Raw genomic sequence first — 26,407 nt, 5'->3', positions numbered from 1 at the left:
TTATATGAAATTACTTCACACAGAACTCCTTATAGCCAGACATTTTAAAAACTCGATTTTTAAAAATCAGGCAGTTTATATTATTACCATTTTTATTGGAATTTTGCTCTTATATGCCGCATTCACGGGCTGGGACAATTATAAGAGTCAAAACGAAACCAGCGAAAAATATCAGCATGAATCTCGAGAAGACTGGTTGAAAAATCCAGATAAGAATCCGCATAGAATGGCGCATTATGGAAACTTTGCTTTTAGAAAAAGTACACCTTTAAGCGTTTTCGAATTTGGAATGGAACCTTTTTTTGGAAATGCAATTTTCTTGGAAGCCCACAAACAAAATACAGCCAATTTCTCTGAAGCTGGATTTTCGAACAGTATGCTTCGTTTTGGCGAAATCAGTATTGCAATGGTGCTGCAGGTTTTGTTACCGCTGCTTATTTTTTTCCTCGGATTTAATGCTGTTGCATACGAACGTGAAAACGGAACTTTAAAAATCCTTTTAACACAGGGAATCAGTTGGAAACAGCTACTTATTGGAAAAACGTTAGGAATTGCAAGTGTAATTATGATGCTTTTTGTTCCAACTATTATTGTTTTGGTTTTGATCTGGCTTTTTCTACAAGACTTCGCCGTTACGACAGACGAGACCGTAAAAATGCTTTTATTTGTTCTTTTTCATTTGGCTTATCTCCTATTCTTCTGTGTTATTGCGGTTTTAATTTCGGCAGCAAGCAAAACATCTAAAAAAGCTTTGATAACACTTATTGGAATTTGGCTTCTTTTTACCATTATTCTGCCAAGGACAACGCAGGCAATTGGGGCATATATTTACGAAGCGCCTTCTAAGATCCAATTTAACAGCGATATCGAAAAAGATATTCTGAAGCAGGGAGACAGCCATAATCCGAATGATCCGCATTATAAAGCCATAAAAGATTCACTGCTTCGCGCTTACAAAGTCGATTCTGTGCAAAAACTTCCCTTTAATTACTCTGGTTATATTATGACCGAAGGAGAAAAAATTAGTTCCAGAATTTACAATGAGCATTTAGCCGAGCTTTTAAAAATTTACAAAAAGCAGAATAGCTTTTCAAAGACAGTTTCCTTTTTGAATCCGTATATCGCGATGAAAAACTTATCGATGGGTTTATCCAATACCGATTACGAATCGTATGTAGATTTTCAAAAACAAGCCGAAGATTATCGTTATGCAATGGCGCAGAAAATGAATGGATTGCAGATTAAATACATCAGCAATAAAAAACCTGGACCAAATGATAAGCCGCTTACGATTGGTAAAGAACATTGGGCCGATGTAGAAGAATTTCACTACGAACCTAAAAAAATCGGAACGGTTCTTAAAAACGAAATTATCTCGATTATTTCAATTATTCTCTGGATTTCACTGCTTTTCATTTTAGTTCGAATTGCATCCAAAAAACTTAAAGCCATTTAATATGTTAGCATTATTATATAAAAATTTCATTCGGTCAAAAGGAACCAAAATTGGGCTGCTTTTCTTGTTGTGCATTGGTTTTATAAGTCTTTTAATTGGAAAACAATTTCAAGACAAACAGCAGAGTAATATTGAACAAGCTGCTGTTTACCAGAAAGAACATATCGCCAGAAATGCCGCATTTCACAAAGATGAAATCGGACTTTTATTGTATTACATCAAATTTTCCTTAGTCAATAAAACACTGCCTATAAACAGTTTAGCAATCGGACAACGTGATGTTAATCCTTCAATTCAAAGTGTTACGATTCGCGGATTGGAAGGTCAGAAATACGATTCAGAACTCAATAACCCGAATAATCTTCTGGCAGGAAATATCGATTTCAGTTTTGTGCTGATTTATCTTTTTCCGCTTTTAATTATTTCCTTTTCGTACAATCTTATTTCAGAAGAAAAAGAAAGCGGTACTTGGAAAATTGTAGCAACGCAAAGTCAGAATACCTTCATTTACATTCTACAGTTATTTTACGTTAGAATTTTGAGTTTAATTGCATTATTTACTATTTTACTTTTGACAGCTGTTTTATTCTTGAATATTCCACTGGATCAGACTTTTATCCTCTTTTACGGACTAGGGATTCTGTATATTTTGTTTTGGTTTTCGGTATGCTTTTTTATTGTTTCACTTCAAAAACATTCTAATTTTAATGCTGTTTTATTATTGACAGTCTGGTTGTTTTTAATAATCATTGTTCCTGCCGGAATTAATGCTTACATCGTTAATCAATACAAAGTTCCAGAAGCTTTAGAACTGACTTTGAAACAGCGAAATGCGTATCACGAAAAATGGGACATGGATAAAAATGAGACTGTGGAGAAATTTTACAAACATTACCCGCAGTTTAAAAGTTATGTTTTACCAGAAAAAGAATTCAGCTGGCTTTGGTATTACGCGATGCAGCAAATGGGCGACGATGAGTCGGCAGCTGAATCCCGCGAATTGGAAACCAAATTACAGCAGCGAAACCTTGCCAGTCAGAGAATTGCACAATTTATACCCACGCTTCATACGCAGTTGCAGCTAAACGAAATCGCCCACGCCGATTTAGGAAATCAGCTTTTATTTTTGAAAGAAACGAAGCATTTTCATGAAAAAATGAGATTGTATTTTTACCCAAAAATATTCTCAGAAGCTCCCGTAAATGCTGAAAAATGGGATAAGTTTAAAGTAGAAACGTTCAATGACCCAACACAAATAAGTTTTGCAAAAGCGTTTTTACCATTACTGCTTTTCAATTTAGTTTTGATTGGTTTTGGATGGAGGAATTTAAATAGAAACGCTATTTAACCGCAAAGCACGCAAAGGTTTACGCAATCCCGAAGCCTCGGGACGCTAAGTTTTTAGCTTTGGATAGGTAAAACGTTTAACCACAGAGAACACAAAGGCTTACACAGAGTTTGCAAAGTTTTTACACAAAGCTTTGCGAACTCTGTGTTTTAAAAAGTTTCCCAGATCAAAAAACCTTTGCGTTCTTTGCGTTAAAACATTCCCGTTTTAGTATTTTTAATAAAATTTCCATTCAATGAAAAAAATACTTTTAGTAAGCCTTTTAATTATTATCATTCTTTACGCCTTTAAACAATTGGTTTACAATCCATACAAGTGGAAAAAAGCGATTAATACACTTGAACACAAATTGCAATTAGGCAGTTTTATTTTCAGCAGAGAAAGAGGTTCAAACGGAAGTCAGAGTATGCAGACGAATTATTTTATTTTTAAAGTAATTGAAATAAATGGGGATTTTGTCAGGCTTTCTGTTATTAGACAATTATCTGAAAAAGATCAATTAAAACAATCTAATTTTTCTACTACAAAACAAGCTTACAGAGATTTAAAAAATAACATTCAAAAAATTACAATCACTCCTATCCTTTCGTCAGATTTATACAAGGAAGGTGCTTCTTACACTGTAAACGATTATTTACTAGGGAAATATCCATCTCTAAAAAAGTCACGTTACTATTTCGAAGATGTAAAAGCAGCTCCAAACTCACCGGAATATTTTAGTTTGGTTTATTCTAAAGAAGAAATCATAAACAGGGGAAAACTCGTTCCGTGGCTTTTAAGAAACACCGATAAGCCGGAATTGGTCTCAAATTTATCTAAAAATATTGATTTGATTCTTAATTAGGGATTAACCGCAAAGTTTGCGAAGTTTTTTTTTAGCTTTTGTTTCAATATAAACGTTTTTAACCAAAGAGAACTCTGAGTTCTACACAGAGTTTGCAAAGTTTTACGCAAAGCTTTGCTAATAATTGGAGTCTAAATATGTAGCCACAGATTTCACAGATTAAACAGATTCAGAAATTTTAATCCTTTTAATCTTTTTAATCCTTTTAATCTGTGGCTAAAATATACGTTCGAAGAGTTTTTACACAAAGCTTTGCGAACTCTGTGTCTTAAAAAGTTTCGCACATCAAAAAAACTCTGCGTGCTTTGCGTTAAAAAAATAGCGTACAAAAAAGCCTTTGCGGTAAAAAAAAGCAAATAAAAAACTTTGCATTAAAAAATCACAAGCTGATTCATGTTTCTAAACCTATTCTGAATAAAATTTCTGCAAACAATCAATAATTTTATTTTATTTAGAATTAATATAAATAAACTTTTATATTTGCCGCTTTCTGAGCAAATCTGAGTAGTTTTTAAAATTTACTTAATATTGCTTTTCCAAAGTAAATTTCGTTTAATGAACCACAATACCAGTTTCGAATTAAATCTCTTCAAATCCTTTAAAGAAGGAGACGAAACTGCATTTAAGTTTTTTTACGATAAATATTCTAGGCGAATCCAATCTTTCAGCGTTCAGTTTATTTATGATCAGGACGAAGCTGAAAATCTTGCTCAAGAAGCCTTACTACACTTATGGCAAAATAGAGAAAACGTAGAATCTATTAACGGGATTCAAGCTTTCTTATTTACTTATGCCAAATCAAAATGTCTGAATTTAATCCGCCACAATAAAGTGAAGGACAAATTTAAGAATGACCTGCTTAACCACAAAGAACGAGAATTGGATATTGAGGTTTTAAATTCAATTCAGTTCGACACATTAGAATTAACAGAATTGGAGCGTATTATTCAGGAATCAATTAACGAATTACCGCCCAAAACCCGCGAAGTTTTTATTAAAAAACGCTTTGAGAATAAAAAAAATGCAGAAATAGCCGAAGAAATGGAAGTAACTTTAAAAGCTGTAGAAGCCCATATGACAAAGGCTTTGAAGATTTTAAAGACCAAATTATCGGACTATCTGTTTCTAATCTTTATCCTTATTTATAATAATTAAGAATAAAAGGTAGGGTATTTTATTTCTGAAGTGTACTAACTATGGCGAGAAGTTTAAAAACGCATTTATGGCATCGGAACTAATTTATAAATACTTATCTAATGAAGCTTCAGAACAAGAAGTTCAACAACTTTTTGATTGGATTGATGCCTCAGAAGAAAACAAAAAGCATTTTATAACTTTAAAAAAGACTTGGGCTTTAACAGCAGTTACTGGAACTATTTCACGTGATACTTCTCCAGTAATTGCATTGAAACCAAAAAATAACACAAGAAAGTATTTTAGATACGCGGCCGTTCTTGTGGTATTATTGGGTTTAACAAGACTTGCTTTTTATTTTAATGAAAGAACAACAGATTCTAAAGAAATTGTTCTGGAATTAAGCGATGGAAGTTTTGAATATTTTACGCATAAAAATGAGAATGCTTTGGTCAATGATAAAGGTGAATTGATCGCCCGAAAATTTTCAGACCGAATTGTTTATTTCGGAAAAGTTGTCGATAAAGAAGTTTCCTATCATACACTGACAGTTCCGTATGGAAAAAGATTTAAGCTTACACTTTCAGATGGTACCTTTGTAAGTTTAAATTCTGGAACTACTTTACGCTATCCAGAGCAATTTGGAATAAACGGAAAAAGGAATGTTTATTTAACTGGTGAAGCCTTTTTTGAAGTTGCCAAAGATAAACAGCATCCCTTTATAGTGCATTCTGATAAAATAGATATTGAAGTTCTCGGAACAAAATTTACTGTGACTGCATATCCCGAAGACAAAACTGTGAGTAGTGTTTTGGTTGAAGGAAGTATCCAAATGTCTGAAAAAGACAATCCTTTAAACGCCGTTTTGCTTAAACCGTCCCAAATGGCAGTCTGGCAGAATGAGTCAAAAAAAATCGTAACACAAACAGTTGATACAGCTGTTTATGAAGCTTGGACTCAAGGCGAACTTGTATTTCAAAATACCCCATTTTCTACTATTGCAAAAATTATTGAACGTACTTATGACGTTGAAATTATCAACGAAAATACTGTTTTGGCCAGACAGAGTTTTACAGGTTCAATAAAAATTAGTGAGTCAAGTGTCGCCAATATTTTAGAACTTCTAAAACGTGATACGCCTTTTAATTATTCCATTAAACAAAACACAATTACTATTACACCAATTTTCCATAACTAAACAAACATGACTTTTACGATACATCCCAATTCAAGAAAAATTCTATTTTTCTTAGGCTTTCTATTATCCTGTTTCTCAGCTTTTTCTCAAAATAAAAACATTACATTACATGTAAAAAACAAACCTATAAGCTTAATTATCAAATCGATTGAACAGCAGACTGATTATAGGATTATTTACAATGCCCGAAAAATTGATGCAGAACAATTAGCCGATATCAATGTTGATAATGCGTCATTGGAAACCACTTTGACTAAGTTATTTGACGGAAAAAATATCTTTTTTTATATTCAGAAAAAGCAGGTCTTACTGACCAGCGCAAGTTCAACAAATGATTCTGGCGCAGCACAGGAAACCGAAAGATTCATCAGCGGAACGGTTTATAATGCCAAAGACAAACAACCGCTTCCAGGCGCAGCTATTCGTATAAAAGGAACTGGAATGGGCGCCATTACCGACTTTAACGGAAAATTTGTTTATCAGTTAAAAGGAAATAACATTCCAAATCTTATTCTTGAAGTTGGATTTTTAGGAATGGAATCTCAGTCACGACAAGCCGGAAATAATAAAGATTTTGTTTTCTATCTGCAGGAAACCACAGACGAATTAAATCCTGTTGTTATCACTTCATCTTACGGAACTACAAAGCTAAAAGAAGAAATTGTTGGAAGTATTTCGACTTTACAAGCCAAAGATATTGCCGTTGAGCAAGCTTCTGAGAGTTTTGATAAAATGATCACGGGACAAATTGCCGGAGTTATGGTAGAAAATACTTCTGGTATAGGTGGTCCTGTAAAAATTAATATTCGTGGACAAGGCACATTATCTTCTTTAAGCGGTGCAATTACCGGAACTTCGTCGCAACCGCTTATTATTATTGATGGTGTTGTAATGAGCGAAGAATATGCAATTGACAGCAGCTTGTTTAACGGAGGCGGCGATTTTTCTGAAAACATTGCTAATCCTCTAATGAAAATTGCTCCAGAAAATATTGAAACCATTTCGGTTTTAAAAGATGCCGCAGCTGTAGGTATTTATGGCGCCGACGGAGCAAATGGGGTAATTTTAATTACAACTAAAAAAGGTAAAAAGGGTAAAACGCAATTTGGATTTTCAAATCAGTTAGGAGTTTCTTCTGCCATTAATCAAATTAAATATTTAAATGGAGAACAATACACAGAACTTCGAAATGAGTTCATGAAAAACACCACAACTGGTTATGTTCCTGTTGCTTATAATGGAGTAAATACAGATTGGTTTAACATTTTAAACAGATCTGGCATTTATAACAAATATAATTTTAATGTTTCGGGGTCTACTTCTAAATTTTCGTACCGAACCAACGTTAGTTACACCAAAATAGACGAACCTCAGGTTGGAAATGAAAGTAAGCAATTAAATGCGGGAATTAATCTAGGCTACAGTTCTGGCAAATGGGATATCAATTTAATGCTGAATCCGAGTTTTGTTCAAAAAGATGCGCCTAACATTTTTTACAGTTTTGCCTACCTTCCTACTCTTCCCGTTTATAACGCAGACGGATCGTATGCCAATTTAGGTTTAAGTGGTGCTACGAGAGGAAATCCGTTGGCGGCAATTGAACAAAACAAAAATGAAGCACAGACTTTTGGTCTTTTAGGAAGTATCAATTTATCGTATAAACTCAATAAAAACATTCGATTTTCTACTCTTTTTGGTATGGATTATACCGATAAAGAACAAGATCGCTATTTTTCTGCAGCAAATGAAAGCGGTCAGTTTAACGGAACTTTTATTTTGGACGGAACTACGCATGCAGCTTGGGGGCGTCGTCTCATCAATGAAAGAAATTCGACCAAATGGAACTGGCAAGGACAAGCTTTGTTCAATAAACAACTGAATGAAAACAATGAAATTGATGGTGTTGTTGGTTTTGAATTGGCTGAAGATAAAACCGATTTCAATTACAAATCTGGTGTAGGTTTTTTAGAGCCAGAGCGTATTAATGCTGTGACAGATGCTATAAGAGATGACAATCCAAACACACCTCAAGATGAGTCTAAAGATGGTCAAACCTACAAAAATGAAATCAGTTACAATTCGAGAGTTTCTTTATTCTCGCAAGTAAATTACAACTACAAAAAACGCTATTTTTTGTTGGCAAATTACCGCCGCGATCAGAGTTCTGTTTTTGGAGATGATACCGATGTGGCTCATAATGGAGGTTTAGGTGCTGGTTGGATTATTAGCAATGAAAACTTTTTAAACTCTAATTCTTGGATTGATTTCTTGAAATTAAAAGCGAGTTACGGTACAACCGGAAATTCTAAAATTGGGTCTTACCGATCAAAAGGTTTGTACAATATCAGCCAAAACGAATATAATGGTTCGATTGGAGCAACTACAGGTGCTGCCCCAAATGGAAGGTTAAGCTGGGAAAAAAACACAAAATTCAATGCAGGATTTGATTTTAATATTTTCAAAAAAATCGAATTGACGTTAGAATATTATTATGATAACAAAAGCAATTTAATTACTGCACGAGATATCCCGACAGAAAATGGTTATAGTTCAGTACAATTAAATGCTGCAAGTATGTACAATAAAGGTTTTGAGCTTACTACAAGAATTAAATGGATAAAAAGTGATGCTTTTAAATGGACTACAGCATTTAATATTTCTACAATAGACAGCAAAGTAACTGACTTAAAAGGTCTAGGAAGTGATTATTCTGAAGCTAATATTGCATTGGCACAAAAAATAGGCTACAGCACAACAACATTATGGGGAATCAACTGGGTTGGTGTAGATCCTGCAACAGGAAGAGATCTTGTTCAAAAAAATGGTCAAATTTATGATGCAAAAACCTATAACGAACTCCATACTATTGCCGATTGGGAACCAATTGGAGATAAACAAGCAGATGCTTACGGAGGTTTTTACAACACTTTTACTTTCTACAACAACCTTACTTTATCTGTTAGGGGAGATTATCAAATTGGTGGTGACTTATTGGCCTCAAGCGTACTTATAGATCAATATAATGTAACAACAAACCGAAATCTTTCTGTAAATGCATACGATTATTGGAGAAATCCAGGCGACAACGTTTCTCAATCAGCAGTAACAATTTCGCCAATTCTCAACAACTTAAGCAAGTATGTTTATGATGCAACTTACATCAGAATCAGTAATATTAATTTAAGTTATAATGTGCCGTTAAAAAATACTTTTCTGGACGCTCTTTCTGTTTTTGCCGATGCTACAAATGTGGCGTATTGGTACAAAGAAAAAAGTCCGAAAGGAATGAACGGAGTTCGAGAGTACAGTTATATCTATCCGCAGGCAAGAACAATTTCGCTTGGAGTAAATGCTAAATTTTAAGAAAATGAAATATTCAAAATACGTATCTATATTTTTTCTAATGTTTTCATTACAAAGCTGTAGTGACTTTTTAGAACAAGAACCTGGAACACAAACTTCTATAGACGAACTTTTGCAGAACAAAACAGGCGTTTTACAGGCACTTACAGGACTTTATACTGAAATAGAAGCTAATGTAAGACCAGATCGTTATGCTGCTTATGCTGATTTACAGGGCGGTAATATAAAATTTGCACCAGCTGCAACGGGAGGTCTTAGAGGTCAAATTTCTCCAGCAATAAATCTGCAGCAAGTTTATTCTTTTGAAGATGTAGCGCTAACCAGTAATTTCAAATCATTTTATGATAGCAGTTATGATATAATCAATCAGGCCAATTTAATTTTAGAATTTACTCCTGCCCTAACCGACGCCACTGAGGCAGAGAAAAACCAAATAAAAGCAGAAGCTTTGGCAATAAGGGCGTATGCGCATTTTCTTTTATCTCTTGTTTACAGCCAAGATTATAAATATACTCCAGATGCATCACATTTAGGGATAATTTACAGCACCGAATCTATTAAATCGGGCATACAGTATCCTGAAAGAAAAACGGCTGCCGAAACGTATCGTTTAATAATTGATGATTTAAAGACGGCTATCGATAGTTATTCAGACTCTTCACTCCTTTCTGGTCCTGCTTATTCTTTCTTTAACAAAAAAAACACAAAAGCATTATTGGCGAGAGTTTATCTTCAAAAAGGAGATTGGGCTAATGCTTACGAAATGGCAAATGATGTAATTACCAATTCTGGCGTGGTGTTAACCAGCAAAGAAACTTTAATTGCAGAATGGGAAAAACCAAATCTTCCGGTGTCGGAAATTTTGTTGGAATTTTCTATTCCAAAAGATACCGAAGGAAACGTTTCTTCCTCAATGACTCAGACTTATGGCTATACTTCAGATACAAACTTTGAAAAATATACTGCTTCAAATGATTTAGTTGATCTTTACGAAAGCACAGATTTAAGAAAACAACTGTTCTTAACAAAATCACTTTATACAATTGTAAGCGGAGTTCAGACCTACCTGAGTTACAATTTTACCAAAAAATTCCAGAATAATGCGGGTTATGTGGCCTCTAGACTTAGCGAAATGTATTTAATTCGTGCCGAAGCAGCGCTAGAAACCAACAGAGCCGATTTGGCAATGGCAGATATTAACATCATTCGTGCCCGCGCCAATGCATCTCTATTGACTAATACAAACAATCTTAAAGAAAATATCTTTTTAGAACGAAGAAAAGAATTATGCTTTGAAGGTTTCCTATTCTTTGATATTGCCAGAATGCACAAAGATGTTTCTAGAAATGATGGCTGTATTGCTACGGTTTGCAGTCTTACTTATCCGTCTTTAAAATACGTACTGCCAATACCAACATTCAACACTAATCTTAACCCAAACTTGCAGCAAAATGACTCGTATTAAGATATTCAGTATATTATTTACAGCACTATTATATATTTCATGTTCTAAAGATGATTACAAATTAGGTTCAGACATTGATCCTTTTTTAAGATTTAATTTTTTAGTTAAAAGTGACAACACGCCTCTTGAATACCCAACCGTAAGCGGAAATTTAGTTCCGCAGGCTACTTATGAAAACAAATCTGTAAAGACCTTAAAAGTTCCTGTCGCCTTAACAGCGCGCGAATTGAAAGGAACTGTTACGGCAAATTTTAGTGCTGAAACAAACGGGGCAAGCGACAGTTTTAGCGTAAATCCTGTAAATCAGCTTTCTTTTCAAGGCAGTAAATTAACAGATACTATTTCTGTATCGTTTGATAAAAGATGGACTCAAAGCCAGAATATTACATTAAAATTAGAAACAGTTTCTGATCCTGATATTCATATTGGAAGCTTGAATACAGAATATCCAAACAATACTTTTAATATTGATTTAGGAACTATTGCAACCAATTACACTTTTCCGGTAACGCAATACAATATAAAAGGTGAAGTAGGCGAAAAAATCGATTTTAAAGTAAATTATCCGAATGGTTTTTTCCCAGAAGAAATTGAAAATGCCTCTATTTTTAAATTCCAAAACGGATTCGAATATTCCTTAACCCATGATGATTATGGCGACAACAGAACTTCTGTAACCTATCATTTAACTCTTTTAGAAGATCTTCAAAATGATGATGTTCGATACGAGTCCAAACTAACACTTGTAAATATTCCAAACTATACTGCAACAGGAAACATCAACTTAACCATTGTAAAACCTATAAAATCGCCAAGAGATGTTCAGGCCTATCCCGCATCAAAATTTACAGATCCTGCAAATGCATTTTATCTGACTTACGGCGAGCATTGGTTCAATAATAATGGTAATTGTACATGGCAGACTTTTAACGCTTTAACTTTTCCGGTTATTGTAACAAAAGACAACGAAAATGCTATTTTGTACAGCGACAAAGGAACAACAAATCCAAATGACGATGTTTACCACGACGCTTTCAAAATTGGATTTAATGTTTCAACTGGGACTAATACAGTTAATTCTTTTGGTTTAAAAAGATGGTTTTCAAATGAAAGTAATTCGGCTGCCGTTTCCCCTGGATTTAATATTACCTCAGCTTTAGAATTTTTCCCTGCAAATGGAAACAGCAAAACAGAAGGAACAGTTCTAGTAATTCCGCAGGATATTACTATCGGATCCAGTGCCACAAATACACATGTTATAGCTATTTCCGGAGATGGAACTTACAAAGAAATCAGCAACGGTTTATATGAAATTTCATTCGAATTAAAACTAACAAACGATAAACTTTTTGGAGGAACAGTTTCTACACAATACAGAATGTACAACAACAGAGTCTATACGAAGCCAAGCCCTTTAAGCATTCCATGTCCTAAAGAGGTTACGCTTTAGAATAGTACTCAGTCTCAGTTTTCAGTTTTCAGTTCCGATGAGGAAGCTTTGTCAAAGTTTAAAACTTTGACAAAGCTTGGAGCCTAACGAAATACTGAGACTGAGACTGAGACTGAGACTGAGACTGAGACTGAGACTGAGACTGAGACTGAGACTGAGACTGAGACGTGAAACCTGAAACCTCAAACAAAAAAAACAAAAAAACAAAACATAAAAAAAAATTGAAAAAACTAATCTTCCCTCTCCTATTCCTGCTGGGTTTGTCAGCTTATAAAAGCGTTGAAGAACCCGATTATATAGATGTCCAGGAATTACGAAAAATCTATTCCAGCGGTGATGCTTCCAAATGGCCGGCTGCGGAATTGCACGAAAGCGTCGATAAAGCTAAATTTCAGGATATTGGAGTACTTCCTGCGGTTCCTTATCCCGCTTATAATACGTATTCTAAGGAAAAAGAAAGTTTGGGAAAGATCTTGTTTTTTGATCCGAGATTATCTCGAAGTGGACAAATTGCCTGCGCTTCCTGTCATAATCCAGAATTGGGCTGGACGGACAATTTGACACGTTCTTTCGGGCATGATCGCCAAACGGGAAAACGTAATTCGATGACGATTTTAAACTCCGCATATGCCACTTCTCTATTTTGGGACGGACGTGCTTCCAGTTTAGAAGATCAGGCTCAGTTTCCTGTTTCGGATCCTTTGGAAATGAATGAAAAACTGACGATCGCCGTTGATAAAATTGCGAAGATTAAAGGTTATAATTCTTTATTTACGGCTGCCTTTGGAGATAAAAAAGTGACTTTAGAGCGAATTCAATATGCGATTGCGACTTTAGAAAGATCAATCAATAGTCCGAAAAGTAAATTTGATCATTTTGTGAGCGGAAAATCAGAGGCTTTTACCGATTCTCAGGTTAAAGGAATGCATTTATTTAGAACCAAAGCGCAATGCATCAACTGCCATAATACGCCTTATTTCAGCGACAATCAGTTTCATAACGACGGTCAGACTTTATTCGGAACAAAAAACGAAGATTTCGGGCGTTACAATGTCACCAAAGATGTAAAAGATATTGGCAAATTCAGAACGCCAACCCTTCGTGAAGTTGTAAACACAAAACCGTGGATGCATCACGGACATTTTCCAACTCTTTTAGATGTAGTGGAATTATACAATTTAGGAAACCCATCTCCTGTTCAGAAAAAATATCTGGGAACTCCAAGAGATTCACTAATTCCAAAAGTAGATCCTGCACTTAAAAAACTGAATTTAAGTAAAGAAGAAATAAGCAATCTTTTGGCTTTTATCGAAACTTTAAGCACGCCAACGAGAAGAATTATGGTTCCTGAAATGCCGAAATAATTTAGTTAGTTTGTAAATTGCCCCAAATCTGCAAATCTAATCAGCCCGTTTTCTTTTGGAAATGGGCTTTTTTATTTAGGCACATCATTAATCTCACTTTCAACTTCATCCAAAACCTGATTTAAAGTTTGCATATCTAAATTATCAATTTTAGCAATATCATTCAAACCTTCTCTTATCAAATCAAAAACTATCTTTTTCTTTTCTGCTTCATTTTTCTTTGGATAATCCATATAATCTTTTAAAACGGCAATACCGCAAACAAACCAGTTTTCTGATCTCGTTGTATGATACAAAGCATTTTCAAAAGAATCCGAAACCCTAATATATAAGTGAGTATAATCTGGAAGCTTGAATTTTCGATCACGAAGTTTATTTAAAATCTTATCACAAAAATTATTGTCATAAGGCGTAAAATATCGGTAACCAATATTCGTGAAATGATAATAAAATCTTAAATCACGTATTAATTTTTTATTTTCAATTGTACGATTTTCTCTTTCTTGTCTTTCATCAATTCTTCGTTTTAATTCTTCCTGATATAAAAGTGATTCATATTGTTCACTTAATTTTACAAGATCAGTATTTTGCAATTCTGTTTTTAAAAGGGATAATATTTGTTTTACCTTTTCAGTATCATAAAGATCATCTTTCTTTTTCTTGGCAAAAATAATTTCAAAACCACGATAAATTAATTCAAAAATATCTTCTAAACTTTTTTCAGTTTCAAATACAGGTAAAGTTATAGTAAGTCTATTTTTACCTCTATAATATCTTGGTTATTTATTAAACCAATCATTATAAATTTCTTTATCTTTTCCTTTTGGTTTGTTTGAAAAAAGAGCTAATATAATTTCAATCTCTTTAAAAGGAAATTCTATTCCTTGTTCTTTAAATCTATCTGAAATTATTCTTCCAAAGTATCTAAAAGGCTCAGTAAGTGATCCTCCATAAGTACCGTATCCACTTTTTATAAAGTTAATTTGCATATTTAATTTTTTTTTAATCGATATATTCACTATCCTCAAGATTATCAACACCTAAAGGCGTTTTAAATTTAAAGGTAACTGCAATTCCGAATGGATCACAAATACTAAATATCCCTTCTGCAAATCGAATTGACCATTCAGAAGAATTCTCATAAAAGATAAACTCTGGCTGATCTACTGGACAATAGTTCTTATCCAAAATTATGAGATACTCATTTTCTTTGATATTATATTTTTCTCTTTCTCTAATTATGGTCTGTTTCATGAATAAAATAGACGTTTCTATGTATCCTTCAATATCAGAAACTATTGTTTCTACAAATTCAATTGTATTATTGGATAAGTTTCTGTCTTTGGTAAAAATATAAATTGGGAATTCATTTATTTGTCCTGACCAAACAAAATCATTCTCAGGTCCATGACTTAAAATTAATTGCCCAAATTTAGTTTCGTATATGTCTATTTGACTTGTCATCTGTTGTGATAAATTCAACACAAATGTATTTTAATCAAATAATTAAAATATCTCATATAAGTCATAAATCTATCACGATAAGACACATTATTAAAAATAAAATCATATCCTTTTAAATACATTCAATACTAATTTCTTATCCTTTCATCAAAGTATAAAATAGCACTCCAACCACAAAACACAAGCGATTCTTTAAATTTGTTTGAAACAGAGGAAGCTTTTTTTTCTTCAATAAAAAATACCAATATGAAATTAGAACACATCCAAATTCAGAGCAATAATATTCAGCAGACAGCAATATTTTATCAAGATGTTTTAGAACTTCCAATCATAGAAAAAAAGACAAACTCAATTTCCATTCAAGCTGGGAATTCCATTTTAGAATTTGTTGAAAATGCAGATTTTAAATCAATTTATCATTTTGCTTTTAATATTCCTGAAAACAAACTGGAAGAAGTAATACAATGGTGCAGAAACAAAATAAATTTAATTAGTATTGAAGATCAAAACGTTGTTGCCAATTTTGAAAACTGGAATGCCAACGCATCGTATTTTTACGATAATAACGGAAATTTACTGGAATTCATAGCCAGACATGATCTTGATAACTCACAAACAGAAAAATTCAGTTCTAAAGCAATTTTAAATATCAGCGAAATTGGAATTGTAAATGAAAATCCGTTAGAATTGGGAAAACAATTAGCAGCAAAACACGGACTGGAATTCTTTTCTAAAAATACTAACAGCGAACTTTTTGCCGCAATTGGCGATGACGAAGGTTTATTGATTATGGTTAAACCAAATCGAAACTGGTACCCAACACAAACTCCATCTGAAAGCAATAAAACAGAAATTAAACTAGAAAATAAGGGAATGTCAATTGCATTACAATTTGATTAAACAATGTTGCAATACTTAAAATCAAAGCCAAATCCTTCATGATTTGGCTTTTTTTATGTTGCATATTGTAATATGCAACCATTTTTAATCTCAATTCTATAAAAATATTCTTATAGAACCTCTAATTTTGATTACACATACAACTACAAATCAAATACTTAAAATCATGAAAGCCAAAATTTATCTTTCGTCTCTTTTAGTCTGCTTTTTACTTGCTTCTTGTACTCAAAAGAAAATAGAAAATCCAACAACTTCAGATTCAAATTCAGAATCGAACTCTAAATCTGATTCCGAATTTGAATTTGTTGGAGGTTACCCAACAGATTCTACTATTAAAAATGCCTACGATGAAGCGGATTTAAACCGAGCCATTCAAACGTACAGATTCTTTTATCCATCGGTATCATTTGTAGGCACTTGGGAAGGAAACTTAAATAATGGAGTTGTTCCCAATAAAACGTTTGCCATATTAGACGGAACGCCAAACCAGCTCGTTTTTACGCCAAACTCCGACACCAAATATGCAGGACTTGTTTTCGACCTTTCAGAATACGGTCCAATGGTTGTTGATGTTCCGCCTGGACCGTTAATGTCTGTGGCAAATGATTTAAATCAATTGTACATTATGGATATTGGCCTTCCTGGTCCAGACAAAGGAAAAGGCGGCAAACATATTATTGTACCGCCTGGATATACGGGCAAAATTCCTGCAGGATATTTTGTTGGAAAACCTACAACTAATCGATTAATATTAATGTTAAGAGCACTTCCACTTGATGGAAAAGCAGAAACTGCCGAAGCCTTAATGAAATCTGTAAAAGTCTATCCGCTCAATAAACCAGCAGACTGGAAAGAGCCGACATGGGTCAGCTTGAATAAAAAAGGCGCTGATTTCACTCCACTTTCGTGGGAAAACAACATTAAATACTGGGAAAAACTGAATGATTTGATTCAAAAAGAACCCGCTAATCCTGCGTATCGCATTATGTATGGAGAATTGGCTGAACTGGGAATAGAAAAAGGAAAACTTTTTAATCCAGATGCCCGAATGAAAGCCATATTAGAAAAAGCGGCTCAAAAAGGAAATGCCATAATGCGTGTACAATCTTTTGCTGACCGAAGACCAGACCGCATCGTATGGAAAGACCGTCAATGGGAATGGGCAGTTTTACGCTACGCCAATGGTACTTTTGATACTGAAAATTATACCGATCTCTACGCGCGCGAAAAATGGTTTTATCAAGCGCAGGTAGAATCTCCGGCTATGTTTAATCGTGCTCCTGGAGCGGGTTCATTGTATTGGCTTGGAATGAAAGATAATAATGGAAAATATTTGGACGGAAGCAAAACATACAAATTAACCGTTCCGCTGCCTGTTCCCGCCAAACTATTTTGGTCGGTTACGATTTATGATAATGCAACACGAAGTGAAATCTTGACCAATCAAAATAAGGCTGCTTTGCGTTCTATGTTTGAACTGAAAGACAAACAAGGTTCTTCTGTTGAATTGTATTTTGGTCCAAAAGCACCAACAGGAAAAGAAAATGTCTGGATTCAGACGCTTCCTGATAAAGGCTGGTTCACCTATTTTAGAATTTACGGTCCCGAAGCTCCTGCTTTTAACGGAAGCTGGAAGCCTGGAGATTTTGAAGAAGTGAAATAGTCTAATTATTTACAAAGAAACCCCGAACTAATTTCGGGGTTTCTTTTTGCACTCTTACTTAATATTGAGAAAGAGCTTCTATCTTTGTAGTGGTAACATATAAAAAACATAAAATGCCATTTGTTCGAATCAATCTGCCGAAAAAACTTTCATTAGAAACAAAAAATACTATTTCACAATCCATTCATGAATCTTTAATTGCCGAATTTCATATTCCGCAGGATGATTATTTTCATGTTATTGAAGAATTAGAACCTCACCAAATAAAATATCCTGAAAGTTATCTGGGAATTTCGCATTCTGCAGATATTGTTTACGTTCAAATTACAGCAGGCCAAGGAAGAACATTGGAACAAAAAAAGAAGTTGTACGGTCAAATTGCAACCAGAATTGCGGCTTCAACAGAAATAACAATCAATAATGTGATCATTGTTTTATTAGAAAACAATGGACTTGAAAATTGGTCTTTTGGCAATGGCGAAATTCAGGAACCCAAGCATTTAAGAAAGTGAAAATAAAAATACTAAAGCCCAATTCAATAAATTGGGCTTTTATTTTTTGCGACAAATTAAAACTTCATCTTCTGAATTCTAACCGCATTTAGAATCGCTAACAGCGCAACTCCAACATCAGCAAAAACAGCTTCCCACATTGTAGCAAGTCCGCCTGCACCGAGAATTAAAACAAAAGCTTTTACTACGAAAGCCAAAGTGATATTCTGCCAGACAATCTTTTTGGTTTGTTTGCCGATGTTTATAGCCATTGCAATTTTACTCGGTTTATCGTCCTGAATGACAATGTCTGCGGTTTCAATTGCGGCGTCACTTCCCAAACCTCCCATCGCAATTCCGACTGTGCTTAAAGCGATTACGGGTGCATCGTTTACACCGTCGCCGACAAAAGCTACCGTTTCATTTTTGGCTTTAATTTCGTTTACTTTATTGACTTTATCTTCTGGAAGCAAATCTCCAAAAGCTTTTACAATTCCGAGTTTATCAGCTACAAACTGAACAACATTTGTTTTGTCGCCGCTCAGCATAGTTAGTTTTACGCCTAAAGATTTTAGTTTTGTAACCGTTTCTTGGGCATCGGCTTTTATTTCGTCGGCAATTGTTAAATAACCTGCAAATTTTCCGTCATAAGCAATTGCAATGGTAGTATATACTATTGAAGTGGGGTCAATATCATAAGCTATTGAAAACTTATCCAGAAGTTTAAAATTCCCAACATATAGCTCTTTTCCGTTGTATGAACCTTTTAATCCATGTCCCGAGACCTCTTCAATATCTTTCAATTCAACTGCAGCATCAATCTGCCCTACATGATTATGAATTGCTGTTGCCACAGGATGTGTGCTTCGGCTTTCTAAAGCATTGACCAATTTCAGGATTTCTTCTTTATCAAATTCTGGTTTTATAAGGACTTCCTGAACTTTAAAAACTCCTTCGGTCATCGTACCTGTTTTATCAACAACAACATTCTGAATCGTCGAAATACTGTCTAGAAAATTACTGCCTTTAAAGAGAATTCCGTTTTTACTGGCCGCACCGATTCCACCAAAATAACCTAGTGGAATGCTGATTACTAACGCACATGGACAAGAAATTACCAAAAAGACCAAAGCTCTGTACAGCCAATCGCTAAAAACATAATTATCTACAAAAAGCATGGGAAGCAGACAAATCGCGATTGCCAGATATACCACAATGGGAGTATAGATTTTAGCAAACTTTCTAATAAATAATTCTGCAGGAGCTTTCTTTGTTGCAGCATTCTGCACCAATTCAAGAATTTTAGACAATTTGCTGTCGTTATAAGCAGTTGTTACTTTTACTTCTGCAATGGTGTTTCCGTTTATCATTCCTGCCAGAACGGTTTCGCCTTTCTTTTTAGTGTCGGGTTTGCTTTCTCCTGTTAAAGCTGCTGTATTGAACGAAGCCGAATCTGATAATAATTCGCCGTCTAATCCTAGTTTTTCTCCTGCTTTAAGCTGAATAACAGCGCCAATCTGAACGTCTTTTGCCTTAACTTTTACTGCCTCATTATTTTCTAAAACGTGAACTTCATCTGGACGCTGGTCAAGCAGACTTTTAATACTCGATTTTGCTCTGTTAACCGCCATTCCCTGAAAAGTTTCTCCAATGGTATAAAATAGCATAACGGCAACACCTTCTGGATATTCTCCAATGGCAAATGCACCAATTGTAGCAATACACATTAGGAAAAATTCTGAGAAAACGTCACCTTTTACAATGCTTTCATAAGCTTCTCTTAAAACTGGAAGTCCAACCGGAAGATAAGCTATTGCATACCAAATAGTTCTCACATCTCCTGTAAACCAGCTTTGCGGAAAGTAATTATCAAAAGTGATTCCGATTAATAATAAAACAAAAGAAATTATAGCCGGCAGAAACAATTTAAACCAACTGCCTTCTACATTATGTTCATGGTCATGACCGTCGTGACTGTGTCCGTCATTATCTGAGTGCACGGGTTCATCATGCGAACAGCAGCAGGAAGATTTGGCTTTATTTTTTGTGATTTTTATTTCTTTATCTTGATGTATCATTTTGAAGTTTCACGTTTAAAGTTTCACGTTTTGATATCGAGAAACTTTGTTTTAATAATGTTCTAAATTTAAGCATTTTGTTTGTTGCCACAAAGGCGCTGAGCCACTAAGTTTTTTATTTTGAATTGCCTCCGGCTTTAGCTGGAGGTTAGTTAAATTCTAAGTTGAATGGATTTAGTCAAACTTTAGCATTTAAAAGAAAACTTGGCGACTCTGCGACTTTGCGCGCAACTTTTCACCATCAAAAAAACCTTAAAACCTTAGCACCTCAGAATCTTAAAAGAATCAATGCTCATGCTCGCCTCCCCCTTTCATTGCTGACAGCAGATAAAAAGCACCTTTGGTAACGATTTTAACATCAGACGCGATTTTGTCTACAAATTTCACTTCTGTAAAACCTAAATCTGTTGTTCCTGGAATAACTTCAACTGCTTTAAAATGAATTTCTTTTTCGTGTGATTCTTCTTTTTCACCTTCGGTATGATTATGCTTTTCTTCGGAATCAGCTTCTTCTTGAATAAAAACAAAATATTTATCTGCATTACGAACGACAGCATCTTTTGGCAAAGCTGGAACGGTCGCATTTGTAATATTGATATTAGCCGAAACATACATTCCAGGAATTAATCCTTTGGCATCGGCAGGATCGATTTTGGCGTGAACGGCAACGGTTTTACTTTCGTTAGAAAAAGATTTATTGATTCCGAAAATCTTTCCTTTAATGGATTTGTTAGACTGATTCGTCAATACAAAATCGATTACCTGCCCAACCGAAATAGAACCCAAATCTTTCTCGTAAACATTCAAATCCAAATGCATCTGGCTGTTGTCAACCACTTCAAAAAGCGAAACTCCAGTATTGGCAAAAGCGCCTTTCGCAATATTGATTTTCCCAACGTAACCATTTATCGGAGCTACAATTGGAACTAAAGACGAACTTCCTTTTGTGGAAACATGCAAAGCTTCTAATTTGTTTTTTGCTGCCTGCGCACGCGCTCTTTCGGCTGCTAATTTTGCTTTTACTTCCTGAAATACCTTTCTCGGATTTACGTTTTCATCACTCAAGGTTTTCTGGCGGTTATATTCTAACTCTAGATATTCGACATTAGCGGAAGCGGAATGATAATTTTCCTGCATCTCAATTACTTCCAAATTCTGAATGGTTGCCAAAACTTTTCCTTTATTGACAAATGTTCCTTCCAAAACATAAATGTCTTTTACCGTTCCGCCAATTAAGGTTGAAACTTCAGCGGAATTTTGCGGCGGAACTGTCGTGTAGCCATTGGCTTTGATAATTTTATTCAGGTTTCTGTTTTCTACAAATCCTGTTTCAATACCAACAGTTTTATATTGAGATTCGGTTAAAGCGACTTCCGTTGGTGATTTTTCTTCTTCCTGTACTTCCTCTGTCTTTTTTTCGTTACATGCGGCTAAGGTAAACGCAAAGCACGCAAAGGCAAAGCGCAAAGTACGCAAGGAAATTAAACATTGCGCTCCTTGCGAAATCTTAGCGCTCTTTGCGGTTAAACATGTTTTTAAATTTATTTTCATTTTAATTGTTTTTGATGGTTGGAAATTGGAGTTCGATGGCGCTTTGATTGTAACTGTGCGTGGCTTCTGCAAATTGTTTTTTAATATCAATTGCCTGATTTAAAAAACTGATGTACGACCAGTAACTCATATCGCCATTGGCATAACTTTTTTGCGCTGTATCAATAATCTGATTCGCATATTGGAGTCCTTCATTTTGATAATAGGCGACATTCTTTTGCTGCTTTAGGAAATTATTCTGTAATTCTTCTTTTTGCAGATTTAAAATCATTTTATTTTTATCCAAAGCCATTTGAGACTGCGAAATATTAATTGCAGCCGCTTTAGCTTTTGTCGTATTCACGCCTCCAAACAACGGAATCTGCAATCCTGCCGTAAAACCTTGAAACAGCGATTCAGTATTAATAGTCTGCGCAAAATAACCTAAACCGACTTTCGGAGTTCGCAGTGCTTTAAAAGTTCCAGCTTCTTTTTGATAAACCGAAATTTGCTGTTGATAGAAATCGGTCATGAGAAGTTCTGCGTGTGAGGTTTCCTGATTTTCTATGAATGTATATTGCAAAGCTGTATTTTCATCAGGAATAATGTTTTCATTGGTCTGAATAAAAAACTGAAGTTGCTTCTGGTACATCACCAAGTCGTATTCTAACTGTGCTTTTTGGGTTTCGATTTCTTTTACTTTCGCTTTGGCGCTGATAACTTCGATATTACCGCTTTCTCCCGTTTTAAAACGGAGTTCGGCGTTCTTTAAAAATTTGGTGTAAATTTCGTTTAATTCTGAGTTTAATTTCTGAACTGAAACACCATACAAATATTGATAATACGCCAAGGTGACTGCTTTTTCAACTTCATAAGAAGATAAAGCCTTTCGCTTTTCAGCCAATTTCGCCAGTTCTTCCTGTAATTGTCTGTTGGCTTTTGTAATGTTTCCCAACGGAAAAAACTGCTGTACAGAAAAATTGTGATCGAAATCTACGCTATTGAATTGTCCTCCTTGATATTGCACTTGTAACGGATCTGGCTGAAAAGCCGTTTTCTTTAAAACGGTTTGTTTTTCAATTTCTTTATCAGCAATTTTTAAGTCGATGTTGTTTGATTTGGCGAGTTCTATAGCTTTTTCTAAAGATATTTTGGTTTGAGCTGATATCAGCGTGCTTGCTAATAGGAATGCAATTAACCGCAAAGTTCGCAAAGGATGCGCGAAGTTGGCAAAGGTCATTTTTATTAGATTGTATAGTAGTTTTTTCATTTTATTTGTTTTTATTTCACGCAGATTCAAAAAGATTTAAGCAGATAGAAGCAGATTATTATTTATCAGAATCAAAAATTAAATCTGCTAAATCTGCTAAATCTGCGTGAAAAATCAGATTTTTTTTGTCTCCCGCAGATTATGCAGATTTAGGGGATTTTTTTATTCACTTTTAATCTGCTAAATCTGCGAGAGTATATTTTAGAGCTAGTAACAATTATCTCATTCTCTAATTCTCTAATTCTCTAATTCTCTAATTCCTTATTACGATTAAACTTCTCCAGCATTAAGTACAAAATCGGTAAAACGATTAATGTCAATAATGTTGCTGAGAATAATCCTCCGATTACCACGGTTGCCAAAGGTTTCTGCACCTCTGCCCCGCCGCTTGTTGATAATGCCATTGGCAGAAATCCTAAAGAAGCTACTGCAGCCGTCATTAAAACGGGACGTAATCTGGTTTTGGTTCCGATTAAAACTCTTTGAAGCGGCTCTAAAATTCCCTCTGATTTTAATTGATTGAAATATGAAATCAATACGATTCCGTTTAAAACTGCGATTCCGAACAGGGCAATAAAACCAATTCCTGCCGAAATACTAAAAGGCATTCCTCTCAGCGAAAGCGCAAAAACACCTCCGATCGCAGCTAACGGAATTGCGGTAAAAATTAAAAGAGCTTGTTTGATACTTTTGAATGTGAAGTAAAGCAACACCAAAATCAGCCCTAAAGCAATTGGCAAAGCAACAGAAAGCCTTTGTGTCGCTTCGATTAAATTCTCAAACTGCCCGCCATAGGTTACATAATATCCCACCGGAAGCTTAAAGTTTTGATCGAGTTTTGCCTGAATTTCTTCAACCACACTTTTAATATCTCTTCCGCGAACATTTAAGCCAACGGTAATTCTTCTTTTTCCGTCTTCGCGGATGACCTGCACAGGGCCTTGTTCGTATTCAACAGAAGCGACTTGAGAAAGCGGTACCTGCTGGCTGTTTGGAAGCGGAATAAACAAATTGCTGACATCTGTAATATCGGCGCGGTTGTTTTCATCCATTCTCACCACTACATCAAATCTTTTGCTTTCGTCGTAGATTTTTCCAGCACTTTCTCCGGCAAAAGACGAACGGATGATTTGATTGATATCTGAAATATTGAGTCCGTAAAGTGCAATCTTATCATAATCGTATTTAACCGTAATCTGAGGCAGTCCGGTAACTTTATCGGCCTTTAAATCACCGATCCCGTCAATGCTTTTTATTTTCGAAATTAATTCTGCTGCTTTCGCGTCTAGAATGTCTAAATCGTCACCAAAAATCTTGATGGCAATATCAGATCGGCTTCCAGTCATTAATTCGTTAAAACGCATCTGAATGGGCTGAGAAATTTCAATATTAGCTCCCGGAATCACTTCCATCTCTTCCTTCATGGCATTTGCCAATTTTTCCCAATTGCGGTATTTGCTTCTCCATTCTCTTTTGTCTTTCAAAACAATAATTAAATCACCGCTTTCAATGGGCATTGGGTCGGTTGGGATTTCGCCGCTTCCTATTTTTGTTACGATCGTTTTTATTTCAGGAAATTTTGCCTTTAGCAGTTGTTCGTATTTGGTAGCAGTTTCGACCATCTGCGTAAGCGAACTTCCGGTCATAATCGTGGCATTTATAGCCAGATCTCCTTCTTCAATTGTCGGGATAAATTCGCCTCCCATATTTTGGAAAATAATAAATGCTAAAGCAAATAATGCCACTGCGGTTGTCAGGACCACTTTTTTAAATTTTAAAGCTTTATTAAGCAAAGGCGTATAACGATTTTCGAGCCATGCAATCATTCTATCACTAAAATTGGTTTTGTGGTCTGTTTTTTTGGATAGAAATAAAGCACTCATCATCGGAATGTAGGTCAGGGAAAGAATAAAAGCTCCAATAATAGCAAAACTAACCGTCATTGCCATTGGTTTAAACATCTTTCCTTCCGTTCCAATCAAGGCTAAAATGGGCAGATAAACGATCAAAATAATGATTTCTCCAAAAGCTGCGCTATTCCTGATTTTTGAAGCCGAATTATACACTTCATCATCCATTTCTTCCTGCGTCAATTCTTTTTTATTTTTGATTTTCTGAAGATGATGCATGGTTGCTTCGACAATAATAACGGCACCATCGACAATGATTCCGAAATCTATTGCCCCCAAACTCATTAAATTCCCGCTTACGCCAAAGGCATTCATTAAAATCACCGCAAATAACATTGCCAGCGGAATAACAGATGCCACTATAAGCCCTGCGCGAAGATTTCCTAGAAATAAAATCAGTACAAAAATTACAATTAAAGCACCTTCTAGTAAATTCTTTGCGACCGTTTTTATGGAATTGTCAACGAGTTTTCCTCTGTCAATAAAGGCTTCTGCAACAACTCCTTCGGGAAGACTTTTGTTAATTTGAGCCATTTTGTCGTGAATGCGGCTGACAACTGCGCTTGAGTTTTCTCCTTTCAGCATTAATACCAAACCCGAAACGATTTCGCCTTTTCCGTCTTTGGTAGATGCGCCGTAACGCAAAGCAACACCTTCGCGAACCTGCGCCACATTGCGCACCAATACTGGCGAACCGTTACGGTTTTTCACTACTACATTTTCAAGGTCTTTTACACCTTTTGCCATTCCTACACCGCGGATGAAATAAGTATATTGATCCTTTTCAATATAAGCGCCTCCTGTATTTTGATTGTTTTTTTCTAGGGCTTCAAAAATTTCGGTAATTGTAACGCCTAAACTATTCAGCATGTTAGGATTAACTGCAATTTCGTATTGTTTCAGTTTTCCGCCCCAGGTACTTACATCGGCAACACCACGAATTCCCTGCAATTGCGGAATGATAATCCAATCCTGAATAGTTCGTAATTCGACTGCGCTGTATTTGTTTTCGTAACCTTTTTTGGCGTAAACATCATATTGGTAAATTTCGCCTAGACCAGTTGTAATAGGCGCTAATTCGGGAGTATCAACATAATCTGGAATGTTTTCTTCGGCTTGTTTTAAACGCTGGAAAATTTGTTCGCGAGCCCAGTAAATATCAACATCGTCTTCAAAAACAACCGTTACAACAGATAATCCGAAACGGGAAATACTGCGGAGTTCGATAATATCTGGAACTGTTTTGACCGCCCGCTCTAACGGATAGGTAATTAACTGCTCTACTTCCTGACTTGCCAAAGTTGGAGCTGTTGTAATAATCTGAACTTGATTATTGGTTACATCCGGCAAAGCATCGAGCGGTAATTTTTTGAGCGAATAGCTTCCCCAAGCTATTAAAACAAGGGTAAATAATAGTATTACGAATTTGTTTCGTATACTAAATTGAATGATTTTATCTAGCATTTGAATAAAATAATG

19 protein-coding genes are annotated in these 26,407 nt (G+C 35.1%); 12 read left to right on the top strand and 7 right to left on the bottom strand.

Features of this window, described 5'->3' with window-relative positions:
• The first annotated feature begins 4 nt into the window (after positions 1 to 4).
• The 9 genes from HYN86_RS13315 to HYN86_RS13270 all read left to right on the top strand — a co-directional run bounded on the left by HYN86_RS13315 (position 5) and on the right by HYN86_RS13270 (position 13,622).
• Positions 5 to 1,456 (top strand): ABC transporter permease, encoded by a 1,452-nt coding sequence (locus HYN86_RS13315; RefSeq protein WP_113678470.1) that lies wholly within the window; start codon positions 5 to 7, stop codon positions 1,454 to 1,456.
• Position 1,457: 1 nt separating this feature from the next.
• Positions 1,458 to 2,804: a DUF3526 domain-containing protein gene (locus HYN86_RS13310; protein ID WP_113678469.1), complete on the top strand. Its 1,347-nt coding sequence runs from the start codon at positions 1,458 to 1,460 to the stop codon at positions 2,802 to 2,804.
• A 235-nt stretch (positions 2,805 to 3,039) separates the two neighbouring features.
• Positions 3,040 to 3,648, top strand: a complete 609-nt coding sequence (locus HYN86_RS13305; RefSeq protein WP_113678468.1) for a hypothetical protein — start codon at positions 3,040 to 3,042, stop codon at positions 3,646 to 3,648.
• Between the two features lie 555 nt (positions 3,649 to 4,203).
• Complete coding sequence (locus HYN86_RS13295) at positions 4,204 to 4,803, top strand: RNA polymerase sigma-70 factor (protein ID WP_113678466.1); 600 nt, start codon at positions 4,204 to 4,206, stop codon at positions 4,801 to 4,803.
• 67 nt (positions 4,804 to 4,870) lie between these two features.
• The gene (locus HYN86_RS13290) at positions 4,871 to 5,980 is read left to right on the top strand and encodes a FecR family protein (protein ID WP_113678465.1); all 1,110 of its coding nucleotides are present in this window, start codon (positions 4,871 to 4,873) and stop codon (positions 5,978 to 5,980) included.
• A gap of 6 nt (positions 5,981 to 5,986) precedes the next feature.
• Positions 5,987 to 9,343: a SusC/RagA family TonB-linked outer membrane protein gene (locus HYN86_RS13285; protein WP_113678464.1), complete on the top strand. Its 3,357-nt coding sequence runs from the start codon at positions 5,987 to 5,989 to the stop codon at positions 9,341 to 9,343.
• A gap of 4 nt (positions 9,344 to 9,347) precedes the next feature.
• Positions 9,348 to 10,808 (top strand): RagB/SusD family nutrient uptake outer membrane protein, encoded by a 1,461-nt coding sequence (locus HYN86_RS13280; protein ID WP_230406365.1) that lies wholly within the window; start codon positions 9,348 to 9,350, stop codon positions 10,806 to 10,808.
• Positions 10,795 to 12,258: a hypothetical protein gene (locus tag HYN86_RS13275; protein ID WP_113678462.1), complete on the top strand. Its 1,464-nt coding sequence runs from the start codon at positions 10,795 to 10,797 to the stop codon at positions 12,256 to 12,258. The genes HYN86_RS13280 and HYN86_RS13275 overlap by 14 nt, the downstream gene beginning before the upstream one ends.
• Positions 12,259 to 12,479: 221 nt before the next feature.
• Positions 12,480 to 13,622: a cytochrome-c peroxidase gene (locus HYN86_RS13270; protein WP_230406364.1), complete on the top strand. Its 1,143-nt coding sequence runs from the start codon at positions 12,480 to 12,482 to the stop codon at positions 13,620 to 13,622.
• Between the two features lie 71 nt (positions 13,623 to 13,693).
• Here HYN86_RS13270 and HYN86_RS13265 read toward each other — a convergent pair whose 3' ends face one another.
• From HYN86_RS13265 to HYN86_RS13255, 3 genes are all read right to left on the bottom strand, one after another.
• Positions 13,694 to 14,215, bottom strand: a complete 522-nt coding sequence (locus tag HYN86_RS13265) for a hypothetical protein (protein ID WP_113678461.1) — start codon at positions 14,213 to 14,215, stop codon at positions 13,694 to 13,696.
• Between the two features lie 186 nt (positions 14,216 to 14,401).
• Positions 14,402 to 14,611, bottom strand: coding sequence for a hypothetical protein (locus HYN86_RS13260; protein WP_162789373.1), 210 nt, complete (start codon positions 14,609 to 14,611; stop codon positions 14,402 to 14,404).
• A 13-nt stretch (positions 14,612 to 14,624) separates the two neighbouring features.
• Positions 14,625 to 15,086: a hypothetical protein gene (locus HYN86_RS13255; protein ID WP_113678459.1), complete on the bottom strand. Its 462-nt coding sequence runs from the start codon at positions 15,084 to 15,086 to the stop codon at positions 14,625 to 14,627.
• A gap of 246 nt (positions 15,087 to 15,332) precedes the next feature.
• On the opposite strand from HYN86_RS13255, the gene HYN86_RS13250 reads away from it, so the two are divergent.
• The 3 genes from HYN86_RS13250 (at position 15,333) to HYN86_RS13240 (ending at position 18,161) form a co-directional block, all read left to right on the top strand.
• On the top strand, positions 15,333 to 15,986 hold the full coding sequence (locus HYN86_RS13250) for a VOC family protein (RefSeq protein WP_113679940.1): 654 nt from the start codon (positions 15,333 to 15,335) through the stop codon (positions 15,984 to 15,986).
• A 166-nt stretch (positions 15,987 to 16,152) separates the two neighbouring features.
• Positions 16,153 to 17,649, top strand: a complete 1,497-nt coding sequence (locus HYN86_RS13245; RefSeq protein ID WP_113678458.1) for a DUF1254 domain-containing protein — start codon at positions 16,153 to 16,155, stop codon at positions 17,647 to 17,649.
• A gap of 113 nt (positions 17,650 to 17,762) precedes the next feature.
• Complete coding sequence (locus HYN86_RS13240) at positions 17,763 to 18,161, top strand: tautomerase family protein (protein ID WP_113678457.1); 399 nt, start codon at positions 17,763 to 17,765, stop codon at positions 18,159 to 18,161.
• 56 nt (positions 18,162 to 18,217) lie between these two features.
• Here the strand turns inward: HYN86_RS13240 and HYN86_RS13235 are convergent, their stop codons facing one another.
• From HYN86_RS13235 to HYN86_RS13220, 4 genes are all read right to left on the bottom strand, one after another.
• Entirely contained in the window at positions 18,218 to 20,218 is a 2,001-nt protein-coding gene (locus tag HYN86_RS13235; protein ID WP_113678456.1) for a heavy metal translocating P-type ATPase, read from the bottom strand.
• 285 nt (positions 20,219 to 20,503) lie between these two features.
• Positions 20,504 to 21,769: an efflux RND transporter periplasmic adaptor subunit gene (locus HYN86_RS13230; RefSeq protein WP_113678455.1), complete on the bottom strand. Its 1,266-nt coding sequence runs from the start codon at positions 21,767 to 21,769 to the stop codon at positions 20,504 to 20,506.
• Between the two features lies 1 nt (position 21,770).
• Complete coding sequence (locus HYN86_RS13225; RefSeq protein ID WP_113678454.1) at positions 21,771 to 23,018, bottom strand: TolC family protein; 1,248 nt, start codon at positions 23,016 to 23,018, stop codon at positions 21,771 to 21,773.
• A gap of 245 nt (positions 23,019 to 23,263) precedes the next feature.
• Positions 23,264 to 26,392 (bottom strand): efflux RND transporter permease subunit, encoded by a 3,129-nt coding sequence (locus tag HYN86_RS13220; RefSeq protein ID WP_113678453.1) that lies wholly within the window; start codon positions 26,390 to 26,392, stop codon positions 23,264 to 23,266.
• Between the last annotated feature and the right edge of the window lie 15 nt (positions 26,393 to 26,407).

The organism is Flavobacterium fluviale (genome assembly GCF_003312915.1).
Lineage (GTDB): Bacteria > Bacteroidota > Bacteroidia > Flavobacteriales > Flavobacteriaceae > Flavobacterium > Flavobacterium fluviale.
Note: the sequence above shows the minus strand (reverse complement) of the source record. Positions and strands in the feature narration are given on the sequence as shown.

What these genes read in the sequence shown, in the direction of transcription:
- HYN86_RS13290 (WP_113678465.1), top strand. Translation starts at nt 4,871, where the DNA reads ATGGCATCGGAACTAATTTATAAATACTTATCTAATGAAGCTTCAGAA.
- HYN86_RS13305 (WP_113678468.1), top strand. Translation starts at nt 3,040, where the DNA reads ATGAAAAAAATACTTTTAGTAAGCCTTTTAATTATTATCATTCTTTAC.
- HYN86_RS13315 (WP_113678470.1), top strand. Translation starts at nt 5, where the DNA reads ATGAAATTACTTCACACAGAACTCCTTATAGCCAGACATTTTAAAAAC.
- HYN86_RS13245 (WP_113678458.1), top strand. Translation starts at nt 16,153, where the DNA reads ATGAAAGCCAAAATTTATCTTTCGTCTCTTTTAGTCTGCTTTTTACTT.
- HYN86_RS13230 (WP_113678455.1), bottom strand. Translation starts at nt 21,769, where the DNA reads ATGAAAATAAATTTAAAAACATGTTTAACCGCAAAGAGCGCTAAGATT.
- HYN86_RS13280 (WP_230406365.1), top strand. Translation starts at nt 9,348, where the DNA reads ATGAAATATTCAAAATACGTATCTATATTTTTTCTAATGTTTTCATTA.
- HYN86_RS13220 (WP_113678453.1), bottom strand. Translation starts at nt 26,392, where the DNA reads ATGCTAGATAAAATCATTCAATTTAGTATACGAAACAAATTCGTAATA.
- HYN86_RS13260 (WP_162789373.1), bottom strand. Translation starts at nt 14,611, where the DNA reads ATGCAAATTAACTTTATAAAAAGTGGATACGGTACTTATGGAGGATCA.
- HYN86_RS13295 (WP_113678466.1), top strand. Translation starts at nt 4,204, where the DNA reads ATGAACCACAATACCAGTTTCGAATTAAATCTCTTCAAATCCTTTAAA.
- HYN86_RS13235 (WP_113678456.1), bottom strand. Translation starts at nt 20,218, where the DNA reads ATGATACATCAAGATAAAGAAATAAAAATCACAAAAAATAAAGCCAAA.
- HYN86_RS13275 (WP_113678462.1), top strand. Translation starts at nt 10,795, where the DNA reads ATGACTCGTATTAAGATATTCAGTATATTATTTACAGCACTATTATAT.
- HYN86_RS13285 (WP_113678464.1), top strand. Translation starts at nt 5,987, where the DNA reads ATGACTTTTACGATACATCCCAATTCAAGAAAAATTCTATTTTTCTTA.
- HYN86_RS13240 (WP_113678457.1), top strand. Translation starts at nt 17,763, where the DNA reads ATGCCATTTGTTCGAATCAATCTGCCGAAAAAACTTTCATTAGAAACA.
- HYN86_RS13310 (WP_113678469.1), top strand. Translation starts at nt 1,458, where the DNA reads ATGTTAGCATTATTATATAAAAATTTCATTCGGTCAAAAGGAACCAAA.
- HYN86_RS13225 (WP_113678454.1), bottom strand. Translation starts at nt 23,018, where the DNA reads ATGAAAAAACTACTATACAATCTAATAAAAATGACCTTTGCCAACTTC.
- HYN86_RS13255 (WP_113678459.1), bottom strand. Translation starts at nt 15,086, where the DNA reads ATGACAAGTCAAATAGACATATACGAAACTAAATTTGGGCAATTAATT.
- HYN86_RS13250 (WP_113679940.1), top strand. Translation starts at nt 15,333, where the DNA reads ATGAAATTAGAACACATCCAAATTCAGAGCAATAATATTCAGCAGACA.